The sequence below is a fragment of the Bradyrhizobium sp. U87765 SZCCT0048 genome (assembly GCF_018131225.1).
GTDB lineage: Bacteria > Pseudomonadota > Alphaproteobacteria > Rhizobiales > Xanthobacteraceae > Bradyrhizobium_A.
In genome coordinates, this window is sequence record NZ_JAFCMM010000001.1 from 2,457,906 (window position 1) to 2,472,048 (window position 14,143).

The 14,143-nt window shown below is 66.6% G+C and carries 9 protein-coding genes; 2 read left to right on the forward strand and 7 right to left on the reverse strand.

Annotated elements, in window-relative coordinates; translation table 11 throughout:
• Nucleotides 1-23 precede the first annotated feature (23 nt).
• Nucleotides 24-1,853: an aminopeptidase P family protein gene (locus JQ639_RS10820; RefSeq protein ID WP_211966106.1), complete on the forward strand. Its 1,830-nt coding sequence runs from the start codon at nucleotides 24-26 to the stop codon at nucleotides 1,851-1,853.
• A gap of 73 nt (nucleotides 1,854-1,926) precedes the next feature.
• Nucleotides 1,927-3,201, forward strand: a complete 1,275-nt coding sequence (locus tag JQ639_RS10825) for a multidrug effflux MFS transporter (RefSeq protein WP_211966107.1) — start codon at nucleotides 1,927-1,929, stop codon at nucleotides 3,199-3,201.
• A gap of 40 nt (nucleotides 3,202-3,241) precedes the next feature.
• On the opposite strand, the gene ligA is transcribed toward JQ639_RS10825, so the two are convergent.
• The 7 genes from ligA to JQ639_RS10860 form a co-directional block, all read right to left on the reverse strand.
• Nucleotides 3,242-5,410 carry an NAD-dependent DNA ligase LigA gene (gene ligA / locus JQ639_RS10830; RefSeq protein WP_211966566.1) on the reverse strand — a complete coding sequence of 723 codons (2,169 nt, stop codon included), beginning with the start codon at nucleotides 5,408-5,410 and terminating at the stop codon, nucleotides 3,242-3,244.
• 166 nt (nucleotides 5,411-5,576) lie between these two features.
• Nucleotides 5,577-7,247 (reverse strand): DNA repair protein RecN, encoded by a 1,671-nt coding sequence (recN, locus tag JQ639_RS10835; protein WP_211966108.1) that lies wholly within the window; start codon nucleotides 7,245-7,247, stop codon nucleotides 5,577-5,579.
• A 12-nt stretch (nucleotides 7,248-7,259) separates the two neighbouring features.
• Nucleotides 7,260-8,126 (reverse strand): outer membrane protein assembly factor BamD, encoded by an 867-nt coding sequence (locus tag JQ639_RS10840; RefSeq protein ID WP_249123125.1) that lies wholly within the window; start codon nucleotides 8,124-8,126, stop codon nucleotides 7,260-7,262.
• 351 nt (nucleotides 8,127-8,477) lie between these two features.
• Complete coding sequence (gene lpxC / locus JQ639_RS10845) at nucleotides 8,478-9,437, reverse strand: UDP-3-O-acyl-N-acetylglucosamine deacetylase (RefSeq protein ID WP_211966110.1); 960 nt, start codon at nucleotides 9,435-9,437, stop codon at nucleotides 8,478-8,480.
• 338 nt (nucleotides 9,438-9,775) lie between these two features.
• Nucleotides 9,776-11,536 carry a cell division protein FtsZ gene (gene ftsZ, locus JQ639_RS10850; protein ID WP_211966111.1) on the reverse strand — a complete coding sequence of 587 codons (1,761 nt, stop codon included), beginning with the start codon at nucleotides 11,534-11,536 and terminating at the stop codon, nucleotides 9,776-9,778.
• A gap of 102 nt (nucleotides 11,537-11,638) precedes the next feature.
• Nucleotides 11,639-12,967: a cell division protein FtsA gene (gene ftsA / locus JQ639_RS10855; protein WP_211966112.1), complete on the reverse strand. Its 1,329-nt coding sequence runs from the start codon at nucleotides 12,965-12,967 to the stop codon at nucleotides 11,639-11,641.
• Nucleotides 12,964-13,953 (reverse strand): cell division protein FtsQ/DivIB, encoded by a 990-nt coding sequence (locus JQ639_RS10860; protein WP_211966113.1) that lies wholly within the window; start codon nucleotides 13,951-13,953, stop codon nucleotides 12,964-12,966. Before JQ639_RS10860 ends, ftsA begins: the two co-directional genes overlap by 4 nt.
• Nucleotides 13,954-14,143 lie beyond the last annotated feature (190 nt).

The following is a 14,143-nucleotide window of genomic DNA, read 5'->3' on the forward strand; positions in this document are numbered from 1 at the left end:
GTTCCCTCCCCTAAGGTCGTCTCATGTTTGAAGCTCACTTCCAGACGTTCGAAGATCCCGAGGGCGGCATCGCCCTGACGGCCCGGCTCGCAGCGCTCCGTGAGGAGCTGGCGCGCCGGCATCTCACCGGATTCGTGGTTCCCCGGGCCGATCAGCAGCAGAACGAATATGTCCCCCCGTCGGACGAGCGGCTGGCGTGGCTGACCGGCTTCACCGGCTCGGCGGGTCTCGCCGCCATCCTGCCCGACAAGGCAGCGGTGTTCGTCGACGGACGCTACACGCTGCAGGCGGCCAAGCAGGTCGATACATCCGCTTGGTCGGTCGAATCGCTGATCGATCCGCCGCCGGAGAAATGGCTGGAGACGCACCTGTCGCCCGGCGCCCGCCTCGGCTTCGACCCCTGGCTGCACACCACAGCCGCCGCCGAGCGTCTCGCCGCCGCCTGCAGCCGCGCCGGCGCGGAGCTTGTCGCCGTGGACAGCAATCCGCTCGACGCGGTGTGGACCGAACGGCCCGCGCCGCCACTGGGTGCGGTCACGCTGCATCCGGCGAAATATGCCGGCGAATCGGCCGACGACAAGCTCGGACGAATCCGCGGCGAACTCGCGCGCGGCCGTCTCGACGCGCTGGTGCTGTCGGATTCCCATGCCGTCGCCTGGACCTTCAACATCCGCGGCGCCGACGTCGCCCATACGCCGCTGCCGCTGTCCTACGCGATCCTGCCGAAGGACGGTCGTCCGGTGATCTTCATCGACGCGCGCAAGCTGTCGAATGCCGTGCGCGACCATCTCGAACAGACGGCCGACGTCGCGGCCCCGGAGGCGCTGACGCAGCAGCTCGCCGACCTCGCGCGTACCGGCGCGACCATCGGCCTTGATGCGACGACCGCAGCCGACGCGCTGAGCCGCCTCATCACGGCCGCTGGCGGCAGGCCGATGCGCGGCGCCGACCCCACCGCGCTCCTCAAGGCCGCCAAGAATACGGCCGAGATCGCCGGCACCCGTACCGCCCATGAACGCGACGGCGTGGCACTGGCGCGCTTCCTCGCCTGGATCGACCGCGAGGCGCCGACCGGCGCCCTCACCGAGATCGATACGGTGGAGGCGCTCGAGACCTTCCGCCGCGAGACGGGTGCGCTGAAGGACGTCTCGTTCCCGACCATCGCCGGCACCGGGCCGAACGGCGCCATCGTGCATTACCGCGTCACCCGCAAGAGCAATCGCCGCATCGCACTCGGCGACCTCTTGCTGATCGATTCCGGCGCACAATACGAGGACGGCACCACGGACGTCACCCGGACCATCGCCATCGGCACGCCGACGGACGAGATGCGTGACCGCTTCACGCGCGTGCTGCGCGGCCACATCGCGATTGCACGCGCGGTGTTTCCCGACGGCACCAGCGGCGCGCAGATCGACGCCTTCGCACGCCAGTTCCTGTGGCAGGCCGGGCTCGATTTCGAGCATGGCACCGGCCACGGCGTCGGCAGCTATCTGTCGGTACACGAGGGCCCGGCGCGCATCTCCAAGCTCGGCACCACGCCGCTCAAGCGCGGGATGATCCTGTCCAATGAGCCCGGCTACTACAAGACCGAGGCTTACGGCATCCGTATCGAAAACCTGGAACTGGTGGTTGCGGCCGAGCGGCCCGGCGCCGAGAAGGCGATGAACGGCTTTGAGACGCTGACACTCGCGCCGATCGACCGCCGCCTCATCGATCCGGCGCAGATGACCGGCGATGAAATCCAGTGGATTGACGCATACCACACCCGCGTTCGCGACACGTTGCGCGGGTCTCTCGATGATGCGACCCGTATATGGCTGGACGCGGCAACGCTGCCGCTGAAGGGCTGACCGCAACACCAACAAGCGCCTCGACGCGAAGAAAAGAGGCCTCCCTGAGCGAGCGATTCCCCACGTGGTGGAGATGACCGGCCATACCGCGCCGGCGGCGTCTTCCGGCCGCCGTGCCACCCCGATGACGCTCGTGCTGCTGGTGGCGATGAACGGCCTCGCCCCGATCTCGCTGTATATGCTGGTGCCGATGCTGCCGCAGCTCGCCACCAGTTTCGGCCGCGACATCTCGGTCGCGCAAATGACCGTCTCGTTCTACATGGTGGGCCTCGCGCTATCGCAGCTGGTCATGGGCCCCCTGTCCGACCGCTTCGGCCGCAGGCCCGTGCTGGTCGGCTGTTTCACCCTCGTCATCATTGCCAATATCGGCTGCGTCTTCGCCGAGACCCTGCCGCAGCTCATCGCCGGGCGCTTCCTGCAGGCGGTCGGCGGCGCCGCCGGCATGGTGATCAGCCGCGCCATCATCCGCGACATCTATGACCGCAGCCGCGTCGCCGGGATGATCAGCCTCGTCATCGCGGTGATGATGATCGCCCAGATGCTGAGCCCCCTCGCCGGCGGCGTGCTCGACGCCTGGTTTGGCTGGCGCACGATCTTCATCGTTCTGGCGGTCGTGACCACGGTGTTCGTGGTCACCTTGGTCGCAGCCTTGCCCGAGACCCGCAGGTTCGAGGCGCCGACCGCCGACAGCGGCTTCTTCCGCGACGTCCGCGCATTGTCGGCAAGCCGCGCCTTCATGGGTTATGTGCTGTGCCAGATGCTGGCGTCGTCGATCATCTTCACCTTCGCCGGCGGCGGCCCGTACCTCGTCATCAACCACATGGGACGCTCCGCCACCGAGTATGGCGCGTGGTTCGCGACCGCCGGCTTTGCCTACATGGTCGGCAACCTCGTGTCGGTGCGGCTGTCGCCACGTCACGGCCTCGACCGCATGATCTGGCTGGGTCTGACCATCCAGCTCACGGGCTCGCTGCTCAACGCCGCCTGGGGACTTATCGGCTGGAACTCGCAGCCGGCGTGGCTGTTCGGCACCCACATGATCGTAATGTTCGGCAACGCGTTCGCGATGTCGAATGCCTCCGCCGGCGCCATCAGCGTGCGGCCGCAGGCCGCGGGCACCGCTTCCGGTGCGATGGGATTCCTGCAGATGGGCTTCGGCGCACTGTGCTCGCAGGCCGGCGCCTATCTCGGCGGCCACTTCCTGACGCCGCTGCCGCTCAACATCGCCATTCTCGTGCTGTCGTCGGCATGTGCCGCAGCGATCGTCCTGCTGGTGCCACGCCGCAACGTCTTCGTCAGCGCCGGCGCCATGATCGAGGCCGAGGAACAGGACGCCACGGTCATCTGAAACGCTGCGCCTGCCGACCAGGTGCGGCGATCGCGATGCCTCAGCGCGTTTCGATCAGCGCCAGCCACTCGTCCTCGGTGAGCACGGCGACGCCAAGCTCCCGGGCCTTGTCGAGCTTGGAGCCCGCGCTCTCGCCTGCCACGACGTAGTCCGTCTTCTTGGACACCGAACCCGCAACCTTGGCGCCGAGCCGCTCCGCCGACGCCTTGGCCTCGTCGCGGGTGAACTTGGTGAGGGTGCCCGTGAACACGACCGTCTTGCCGGCGACCGCGGTGTCGGTGCGCGCCTGCTCGGCCGGCAGCACCTCGATCTCGTCCAGCAGGTCGTCGAGTGCCGCCATGTTGCGAGGTTCGGCAAAGAATTCGACGACAGCATCCGCAACGACCTCGCCGACGCCTTCGATATCGTTGAGATCCTTGTAGGCCTCGCTGTCGTGCCCCTCCCCCGCCGCCTGCATCGCGCTGCGGAACGCATCGATGCTGCCGTAGTGGCGCGCCAGCAGTTTGGCGTTACCTTCGCCAACATGGCGGATGCCGAGCGCGAAGATCAGTCGGTGAAGCTCAACCCGCCGGCGTTCGTTGATGGCGTTGAACAGATTGCGGACGGAGACTTCACCATAGCCCTCGCGGTCGGTCAGCTTGGTCTTCGATGCCGCATCGCGCTTTTCCAGCGTGAAGATGTCCGCCGCCGATTGCACGAGCTTGTCGGCATAGAACTCCTGCACCTGCTTGTCGCCGAAGCCCTCGATGTCGAAGGCGTTGCGGGATACGAAGTGCTTGAGTCGCTCGACCGCCTGCGCCGGGCAGATCAGCACGCCGGTGCAGCGGCGCACCGCGCCGTCTTCCTCGCGCACGGCATGGCTGCCGCACACCGGGCAGGTGTGCGGAAACTTGTAGGGCCTGGCGTCATCAGGCCGCTTGTCCAGCACCACGCTGACGACCTGCGGGATCACGTCGCCGGCGCGCTGCACCACCACGGTGTCGCCGACACGGATGTCGACGCCGTCACGGATCGGCTCGCCGTCATTGCCGATGCCCTTGATGTAGTCTTCGTTGTGCAGCGTGGCGTTGGACACCACGACGCCGCCGACCGTCACAGGCTTCAGACGCGCTACAGGCGTGAGTGCGCCGGTGCGTCCGACCTGGATGTCGATGGCCTCGAGCTCGGTCGTCGCCTGCTCGGCCGCGAACTTGTGGGCTATCGCCCAGCGCGGGCTACGCGACACGAAACCAAGACGCTGCTGCCAGTCGAGGCGGTCAACCTTGTAAACTACGCCGTCGATATCGTAACCGAGATCGGCGCGCACGGCTCCGATCCCGCGATAGAATGCCAACGCCTCGTCGATGCTGCGGCACAGCGTTGTACGCGGATTGGTGACAAAGCCGATTTTTCCCATCCACTTGACCATGCCGAACTGTGTGGTCTCCGGCATGTCGCTGATCTCGCCCCACGTATAGGCGAAGAACTTCAGCGGCCGCGATGCGGTGATCGACGGGTCCTTCTGCCGCAGCGACCCCGCGGCCGAGTTGCGGGGATTGGCGAACACGGTATCGCCGATCTCGGCCTGCTTGCTGTTGAGCGCCAGGAAATCCTTCGTGGTCATGTAGACTTCGCCGCGGATCTCGCAGACCGCAGGCACAGTCTTGCCCTTCAACGCCTGCGGAATTTCGGCAATGGTCCGCACGTTGGCCGTGACGTCCTCGCCCTCGAACCCATCGCCGCGGGTTGCCGCCGTCACGAGCTGTCCCTGCTCGTAGCGCAGCGACAACGACAAGCCGTCGATCTTCGGCTCGGCGACGATCACCGGAACTTCGTCGAGCTTGAGAAAGCGTTGCACCCGTTCGATGAAATCGGCGACATCCTCGTCGCTGAAAGCGTTGCCCAGCGACAGCATCGGCGCGGCGTGCCGGACCTTGGCGAAGCGTCCGGAGGGCTGCGCTCCAACCGTCTGCGACGGCGACTGCGCGGTCAGCAGATCGGGGAAGCGCGCCTCGATCGCATCGCTGCGCCGGCGCAGCGCATCATACTCCGCGTCCGAGATGCTGGGTGCATCATCCTGATAGTAGCGCCTGTCATGGACGGCAATCTCCAGCGCCAGCCGCACCAGCTCGGCCTTGGCCTGGGCATGCGTCAGATGCTCGACCGCGACATCCTTGTTGGTGCGACGCTTGGGCTTCGCCTTGACTGTCTTGCTGGGCTTGGACGTCATGCTGATGGTCTGGCCGTTCGGGAACATGGACGGCCGGAACGACGGTCCGGCCGGCGACAGAGGTACTGACATTTACCTCATTCGGACCGACCCGCGAAGCGGTCGTCGCGCCCAACCCCACAGGTTGCGGTGCTCTGTGCGTTTCAAGCCTCACGAAGTAAGTAACTTACGTCGCGGCCTTCAACAACCGGTCCGCGGCGGCGCGGGCTTCGGCGGTGATCTCGGCGCCGGCCAGCATCCGGGCGATTTCCTCGCGACGGTGATCGTTCATCAGCGTGGCCACGGAGGTCGCGACACGCTTGCCCTTGTCGCGCGCGTCCTTGGAAATCAGCAGGTGCTGGTCGGCACGGGCGGCAACCTGCGGCGCGTGGGTCACCGCCATCACCTGCACCTTGCCGGCAAGGCGCGCCAGCCGCGCGCCGATGGCATCCGCGACCGCACCGCCCACACCGGTGTCGATCTCGTCGAACACCAGCGTCGGGGCTGAACCACGGTCCGACAGCACGACCTTGAGCGCGAGCAGGAACCGCGACAGCTCGCCACCCGAAGCGACCTTCATCATCGGCCCCGGCCGGGTGCCCGGATTCGTCTGCACCCAGAACTCCACCCGGTCGATGCCCTGTGGCCCCGGCGCGGCTGCATCGCTCGCGACTTCGGTCATGAACCTGGCACGATCGAGCTTCAGCGGCGCGAGCTCCGCATTCACCGCCTTGTTGAGTTTCTCGGACGCCTTGGTCCGCGCCGCCGACAGCTTCACCGCCGCAGCGTCATAGGCCTTGTCGGCTTCGGCTGCCTGCTTCTCCAGCGCCTTGAGCCGCTCTGCGCCGGCGTCGATCAGCGCCATGTCGGCGGCATAGCGCTCCGCAAGCGCCGCGAGGTCATCAACAGGTGTCGAATACTTGCGCGACGCCGCACGCAGCGCGAACAGCCGCTCCTCGATACGCTCCAGTTCGCCGGGGTCGAAATCGATCGCCCGCAGCGCGGCGTTGAGATGCTGGTCGGCCTCCTCCAGGGCATTGATGGCGACATCGATCGCCCTGACCGCCGGCTCGACCAGCTTCGGCGAGTTGGCCGCGCGGCGTTCCAGCCGGCGCACAGCCGCCGCGAGAGCCGTCACCGGCGACTGGTTGCCGCCGACGGCCTCCTGGGCATCGCGCAAATCCTCGGCGATCTTCTCGCCCTGCATCATCGCGGTACGACGCTCGGCCAGCGAGGTTTCCTCGCCGGGCTGAGGACGCAGGGTGCGCAGCTCATCGGATGCGTGGCGCAGGAAATCAGCCTCGCGCGCGGCGCGCTCCATGCCGGCGCGATGATCGTCGAGCGCGGTACGGGCGGTGCGGCGCGCCGTCCACAGCAGTTCCAGCGCGGCGACGTCCTTGTCGAGGCCGGCAAAGGCATCGAGCAGACGGCGATGTGTAGCGGCATCGACCAGCGCCCGCTCGTCGTGCTGGCCATGGATTTCGACCAGCGCGGCACCGACGGCCTTGAGCGTCTGCACGCTGATTGCCTGATCGTTGAGGTAGGCGCGGGTGCGGCCATCGGCGAGCTGAACCCGTCGCAGGATCATCTCTCCGGTATCGTCCAGACCGTTCTCGCTGAGAATTTTTGCCGCGCGATGGCCTTTCGGCACATCGAACACCGCGGTCACCTGGCCCTGCTCGACGCCCTGCCGAACAAGGCCGGCATCGCCGCGCCCGCCGAGCGCAAGCGCAAAGGCATCGAGAAGAATGGACTTGCCGGCACCGGTCTCGCCGGTCAGCACGGCGAGGCCGCGGGCGAAATCGATGTCCAGCCGCTCGATCAGGACGATGTCACGGATCGACAGGCGCGCCAGCATCGCAGGGAAATCCTATCCGAGGCCCCACTTCTTCGCGACCCTGAAGGCCTTGCTGATGTAGGACTCTTTGTTCTCGTTCGGTTCGAGTCCGCCGGACTTTACTAGATTGTACGAGTCTTTGTACCACTTGCTGTCAGGAAAGTTGTGGCCAAGCACGGCGGCTGCAGTCTGCGCCTCGCCGACGACACCGATCGTCATGTAGCACTCGGTCAAACGGGCGAGCGCTTCCTCGACATGGCGCGTGGTCTGATACTGGGTCACGACCAGCTTGAAACGATTGATCGCAGCGGTGTAGTCGCGCTTCTCGAGATAGTAGCGGCCGATCGCCATTTCCTTGCCGGCGAGCTGGTCGCGGGCACCCTCGAGCTTCTTGCGAGCGGACGTCGCATACTCCGAATCCGGATACTTGCGCACCACCTCTTCGAGGGCATTGAGCGCCTTCTCGGTACGTCCCTGGTCACGGCTGATGTCGGGAATCTGATCGTAATGCGATGCGGCGATCAGGTACTGGGCGTAAGCCGCGTCCGGAGTGCCCGGATGCAGGCTGATGTAGCGCGATGCCGAACCGATCGCGGTGTCATAGTCGCCGTTCTCGTAGGCCGCATAGGCCGACATCAACAGCGACTTGCGCGCCCAGGTCGAATACGGGTGCTGGCGGTCGACTTCCTCGAACTTCTTGCTCGCGGCCTTGATGTCCTTCTTCTCGTTCAGAAGGTACAGGCCCTCGTTGTAAAGCTTGTCTGCCGGCTCTTCGGTAAACGTCTCTTCCTTCGCGAAATACTTTTCCCAGATCGCACCGGTGCCGCAACCACCGAGCGTGGAAGCCAGCACCAGGAGACCTGCGGCCCGGACGAGATAACGACCCGGGCGGCGGTCCATCAGACCGCGAAGAGACGACACGTTGCGCTGTTCCATCATCCGCGTGACCGACCTGCTGACCCCTGACCGAAGACCCCGAGTGCGCCCGCTTGTCACGGCAGGCTGCCGCATCCCCTCGAAGGCTGCAGTCGTTTAACGACCTCCAGCCTTCGTCGCAACCTGAGCGCACGCTTATGTAGTTGAAAAACCTGCCTGAACCAACCGAGTAGGCAGACATTCCGCCGGGATTAAGGCGAACGGGCTGCCCGCGCGACAAGCCAGCCAAGCGTTGCACACGCGCCATGGTCGCCGCAGGTTTCCCATCGCGGACGCCAAGCGCTTGATCTGACGGGGGTTAGCAGGGGCGTGTGTTCAGGACACGTCCGGTCCGTAGACCGGAACCATGCCCCCCAGCAGGCCGCCGACGACCTCGGCATGGCCGCGGGCGCGGCGAGCGACCGGCTCGGCTTCGACCACCCGCCAGGCACTGCGGTCGGCCATCAGGGCGCTGAGCACGGCATGATTCAGGCGGTGGCCGCCGCGAACCGAGCGGTAAAGACCGATCAGCGGCAGACCCGCCAGCGCGAGATCGCCGACCACGTCGAGCACCTTGTGGCGGACACACTCGTCGGCGTAGCGCAGGCCTTCCGGATTGAGTAGCCGGTCACCCGAAAACACCACGGAATTGTCCAGCGAAGCGCCACGGACATAGCCTGCCTTCAGGAGCTGCTCCACATCATCCATGCAGCCAAAGGTCCGGGCCCGGGAAATATCGCGGCGGAAACCATCGGGCGTCAGATCGAAGTTGAAGCTCTGCCGGCCGATCATCGGGTTGGCGAAGCAGATCTCGACCTCGGCGCGGAAACCGCCGACATACGGGCGCAGCTCGCCGAACGACTGGCCGCGCGACACCTGAACCGGCTTGAGCACTTCGATGAAGCGGCGCGGCGCAGTCTGTTCGCGGATGCCGGCGCGATCGATGGCAGCAACGAAAGGCGCCGCGCTGCCGTCCATGATCGGCACTTCCGGGCCGTCGACCTCGATGATGGCATTGTCGACGCCCATGCCGCGCAGCGCGGCGAGCACGTGTTCGGCGGTGGAAACGAGCGGACCTTCGTGGGTGCCGAGAACGGTGGCGAGCTCGGTGGCAACGACGGCACTGGCCTCGGCGCTGACCTTGCGGCTGGGACCTTCACGATCGGTACGGACAAAAACAAAACCCGCGTCAACGTCCGCAGGTCCGAGGGACAGCTTGACGGCATCGCCCGAGTGGACACCTACGCCCGTCACAGTGACGTGCGAACGAAGCGTCGTTTGCCGGCTGAATTTCATCCAAGTACTGCCCGCTACTGTCCCGCCCGAACCATCTTCCCCCGCCGACTTTCCCCAAGAACGTCAGCGATCTGATTCAGGGCGATCCCCAAGTCTTAAGTCACCATACTCTTCGCGCGGAGTCGCGCCAGTCACGGTTTTTTACCGATTGTTACCCCAACTCCGCCGCATTTGCGCCGCCCGTTAACCAAATTCAAAGCCGTCCGGCAAGCCTTGGCGATGCATTTTTCCTGATACATTTCAAAATCTTACAAATAATTGACCAAAACCCCGCCGCGTAAAGAAAAGTCCCGGCCTCACGGCCGGGACTTTTGCGCTGTGATCGATTGTTACAGGCCTCAATTGGCCTGCCGGCGGAGGAAAGCCGGGATGTCGAGGTGATCGTCACCCTGGGCCTGCGACATCGACGCCGGACGACCATGCGGATCGAGCCCCTGGGGCGCCGGGCGGCGGGCATACTCGGACACCGGCTCGCCGGCGCCGGCCTGCGGGATCGGGCGCTGCGGCTTGCGCTCCGGCAGCGGCGGCATCTGCGGGGCGGCCGAACGGGCGGCGACCGGCGGCTCGTGGTCCTCGTCGCGACGGCCGAGGCCGACATTGGCGAGACGCTGCAGCAGCGACAGGCGGGTCTTCTGCGGATGATCGTCCTCGACCTCGTTGGCCTGGCGGATCTGGTTCTGCGCCGGCATCGGCAGATCCTCGAACTTCGGCATCCGCGGCGCGCGCACCGGAGCCCGCTCGGCGGCCGGCGGGATGAAGGTCGCCGGCAGCGCCGGCTCGTTCATCTGCACCGTCGCGGTCGAGGTGTCCGGGAACATGGTCGGTTTCGGCGCGATCGGGCGAACGGTCACATCGCCATAGGCGGCCGGCTGCACCGGGGCCTCAGCCTGTTCCGGGCCAACGGCCGCAGCGATCGCCGCGAGGGCGGCACGATCGATGGTGTCGGCCGCGGGCCGCGGAGCGGCCGGAGCCGGCGCCGCAGCCTGGACCGGGCGAGAGCCCTCCTGCTTGAGACGCTCGGCCATGCGCTGATTGTCCGCCTTCAGACGGGCGGTCAGCTCGCTGAGACGGCTGTCCGGCGCACCCGTCGCGTTGGTCACCGTCGGCTGCGCGCCGGTCAGGCGGGCCGTCGCCGTCTGGTCGATACCGGTCGCCACCACCGACACGCGGATCACGCCGTCGAGCGACTCGTCGAAGGTCGCGCCGACGATGATGTTGGCGTCCTGATCGACTTCCTCGCGAATGCGGGTCGCCGCTTCGTCGACTTCGAACAGGGTAAGATCCTTGCCGCCGGTGATCGAGATCAGCAGGCCACGGGCGCCCTTCATCGAGGAATCGTCGATCAGCGGATTGGCGATGGCGGCCTCGGCCGCGGTCAGCGCGCGCTTCTCGCCGGACGACTCGCCGGTGCCCATCATCGCCTTGCCCATCTCGCGCATCACGGCGCGGACGTCGGCGAAGTCGAGGTTGATGAGACCTTCCTTGACCATCAGGTCGGTGATGCAGGCAACGCCCGAGTACAGCACCTGGTCGGCCATGGCGAAGGCGTCGGCGAAGGTGGTCTTCTCGTTGGCGACCCGAAACAGGTTCTGGTTCGGGATGATCAGCAGCGTATCGACGACCTTGTGGAGCTCGGCGATGCCGCTTTCGGCGGTACGCATGCGGCGGCCGCCCTCGAAGTGGAACGGCTTGGTGACGACGCCGACCGTCAGGATGCCCATCTCGCGTGCCGTCTTGGCGATCACGGGAGCTGCACCGGTGCCGGTGCCGCCGCCCATGCCGGCGGTGACGAACACCATGTTGGCGCCCGACAGGTGGTCACGGATCTCGTCGATGACCTCCTGGGCTGCCGCTGCGCCGACATCCGGCTGCGAACCGGCGCCGAGGCCCTGGGTCACTTGCGTGCCCATCTGGATGATGCGCTCCGCCTTGGACATCGTGAGCGCCTGGGCATCGGTGTTGGCGACCACAAAATCCACCCCCACCAGGCCGGCGGTGATCATGTTATTGACGGCATTGCCGCCCGCGCCGCCCACGCCGAACACGGTGATCCGCGGCTTCAGCTCGCGAATATCGGGGATGTTGAGATTGATGGTCATGTGTGCCTCTCGATTACGCGCGCGTTGTAGCGGAATGCCCGTCCAGGCCGGCGCCCGGGACCGAAGCGGTGAACGAAACGAAGTCAGTGCCGTGCCGAACCATCAGAACCCCTCGCGAAGCCATTGTCCGACCTTTCCGAAGTAACCGCCGCCATGGGTCCCCGTCTTGAGCTGGCGGACGTGCCGCGGCTCGACGTGCTCGAGATGAGCGAACTGCGGGTACACCAGAAGGCCGGTCGGCACTGCGAACGAGGCGCTCTTGGCTTCGGCAGGCAGGCGCCCGAAGCCGAGCGGGCGGCCGATGCGCACCGGCCGCTTGAGGATCTGGCTGGCCAGCTCGGGAATGCCGGTCAGCAGCGAGGCACCGCCGGTCAGCACCACCCGCGCGCGCGGGTCGGCCGCAAAGGGGGAATCCGCCAGCCGGTCCCTGACCATCTCGAAAATCTCCTCGGCGCGCTGACGAATGATGTTGGCGATGGTGGCGCGGGACACGACCTGCGGCATATCCCGATCATGATCGTCGGCCGCCGGCACACTCATCAGCTCACGCGCGTCGGACCCACCCGTCAGCACGGTCCCGTATAAAGTCTTGATTCGCTCCGCATCCGCAATGCAGGCGCCGAGTCCGCGGGCCAAATCCATGGTGATGTGTTGCCCGCCGAGCGCAAAGCCGCTGGCATGGACGAAGCGTCCGGTCGAATAGGTCGCGATGGTTGTCGTTCCCGCGCCCATGTCGACGATGGCGGCGCCGGTATCGACCTCATCGTCGGTCAGCACCGAGAGACCCGCGAGATAGGGGCTGGCCGCCATGGCCTCCACATTGAGATGGCAGCGCTCGACCACCAGCATCAGGTTCTTGGCGACGGAGGCGTCCGACGTCACGACGTTCATCTCGACGCCGAACTGGCGCGCGACCATGCCGCGGGGATCGCGAATGCCCTTGACGCCGTCGAGCGCGTAGCCGACCGGCAGCGCGTGCAGCGCAGTGCGCCCGGTGCCGGTGGCATGGCGCATGCCCGTCGAAGTGATGCGACCGACGTCCGCCGGTGTAACGGTGCCGCCGCGGATATCGGATGCAGCCTCGATCATCTGGCCCTGCAGGCGGCCCGCCGAGACCGACAGCAGGACGGATTCGACACGAACCTTGGCCATGCGTTCCGCCACGGCCACCGCCTGGCGCACCGCATGCTCGCACTGGCCGAGATCGATCACCGCGCCGGCTTTGACGCCGAGCGATTGGATATGACTGATACCCAGCAGTTCAATGGCATGGGTCCGGCCGCGCAGCGCCTCGCTCGGCGGGCATGGCTTCAACCGCGCGATCAGACAGGCGACCTTGCTGGTGCCGATGTCGAGCGCGGCGACGAGCGCCGTCCGGTTGGCGGGAATCGCCCGGGTTTTCGGGGTCAAGGTGCCGTCGAGGCTGGTCATGCGTCGGTGCCCTTGCGCTTGTTCTTCTTGTCCTTGACCAGTTCTTCGCGCGCCTTGGCCGCATCCTCCGACAGCCGCACCGTGACACGGTCCGGCAGGCGCAGGTCGATCGCGGTGATGTCACGCGAGAACAGGTGGTCTTCCTTGTCGAGTTTCGACAGCAGCGCCAGCGACTGCTCGAGATTGGTCTCTGGCAGGCGGACGTCGAGACCGTCGGCGAGGCGCAGATTCCAGCGCCGCTCGCCAACCAGCACCACCGCCTTCACGGCGGCGCGCACCTGCGGATACTGGTCGAGCAAGGCGAGGAACTCCCTGGCCCGCGGGCCGGCGCCCTTGCCGACCACGAGCGGCAGCGAGGTGAAGCGGCGCGAGACCCATGGCTCGAGGATCTGGCCGTCGTCGGCGATCACCGACAGCGCGCCATCCTGCTGCCACAGCGCGAAGGCCTTGCGCTCGGTGATGTCGATCTGCAGCTGGCCGGGATAGAGCTTGAGCACGGTGGCGTCGGCGATCCAGGGACTGGCCTTGAGGCGGTCACGCACAGTGGCAGCATCGAGGAACAGCAGCGACGAGCGGCCGGTGACGCCGCCGACGGCCAGCACCTCGTCCTGGGTCAGTTGCTTGCGGCCGGAGATCGCGACATTGGTGATGCGGAAGCCGACCGCGTTGGCGGCGGCGTTGCGGGTGTCGCTGAGCGCGGTGACGAACTCCTCGACGTGATTGCCCTTCACCACCCCGAAAGCGAGGCTCGCAAGCAGGATCACCAGGGTGGCGAGCCACCCGAAACGCCGCGGCAGGCGCTGCTGCAGCGCGGCCAGGAAACGCGGCAAGTTCTCGCTGTTCGCCGGCGCGCGATAGCTCGAACGCGGCGGACGGCTGGCGGCGCGCGACGACCGCGGCGCGGGACGCCGCGCCGTCGTCTTCGTCGATTCGGATTGGGGCCTCGGCTGTCCCTGGGACCGAACGAGGCGTCCGCCACCATCCATTGTACGAGCTCGTCAACTGTTGCGCCCGCCTGCACTGCGGGCTCCGGCGCGCGTGACGTCTCGGTCGTGCCGGGCCGGGCGCTGGCCTCGTGACTGATCAGGCCCATTCCCGTTGGTGCGACGGTCGTAACGGATATCCGCACGGCATACGCCCCGGCAGCCGAACGCTACATGCGCCGCCAGCGTTAAC

Coding starts and splice junctions, on each gene's coding strand:
- JQ639_RS10820 (WP_211966106.1), top strand. CDS start 24: ATGTTTGAAGCTCACTTCCAGACGTTCGAAGATCCCGAGGGCGGCATC.
- JQ639_RS10825 (WP_211966107.1), top strand. CDS start 1,927: ATGACCGGCCATACCGCGCCGGCGGCGTCTTCCGGCCGCCGTGCCACC.
- ligA (WP_211966566.1), bottom strand. CDS start 5,410: ATGACGTCCAAGCCCAGCAAGACAGTCAAGGCGAAGCCCAAGCGTCGC.
- recN (WP_211966108.1), bottom strand. CDS start 7,247: ATGCTGGCGCGCCTGTCGATCCGTGACATCGTCCTGATCGAGCGGCTG.
- JQ639_RS10840 (WP_249123125.1), bottom strand. CDS start 8,126: ATGGACCGCCGCCCGGGTCGTTATCTCGTCCGGGCCGCAGGTCTCCTG.
- lpxC (WP_211966110.1), bottom strand. CDS start 9,437: ATGAAATTCAGCCGGCAAACGACGCTTCGTTCGCACGTCACTGTGACG.
- ftsZ (WP_211966111.1), bottom strand. CDS start 11,536: ATGACCATCAATCTCAACATCCCCGATATTCGCGAGCTGAAGCCGCGG.
- ftsA (WP_211966112.1), bottom strand. CDS start 12,967: ATGACCAGCCTCGACGGCACCTTGACCCCGAAAACCCGGGCGATTCCC.
- JQ639_RS10860 (WP_211966113.1), bottom strand. CDS start 13,953: ATGGATGGTGGCGGACGCCTCGTTCGGTCCCAGGGACAGCCGAGGCCC.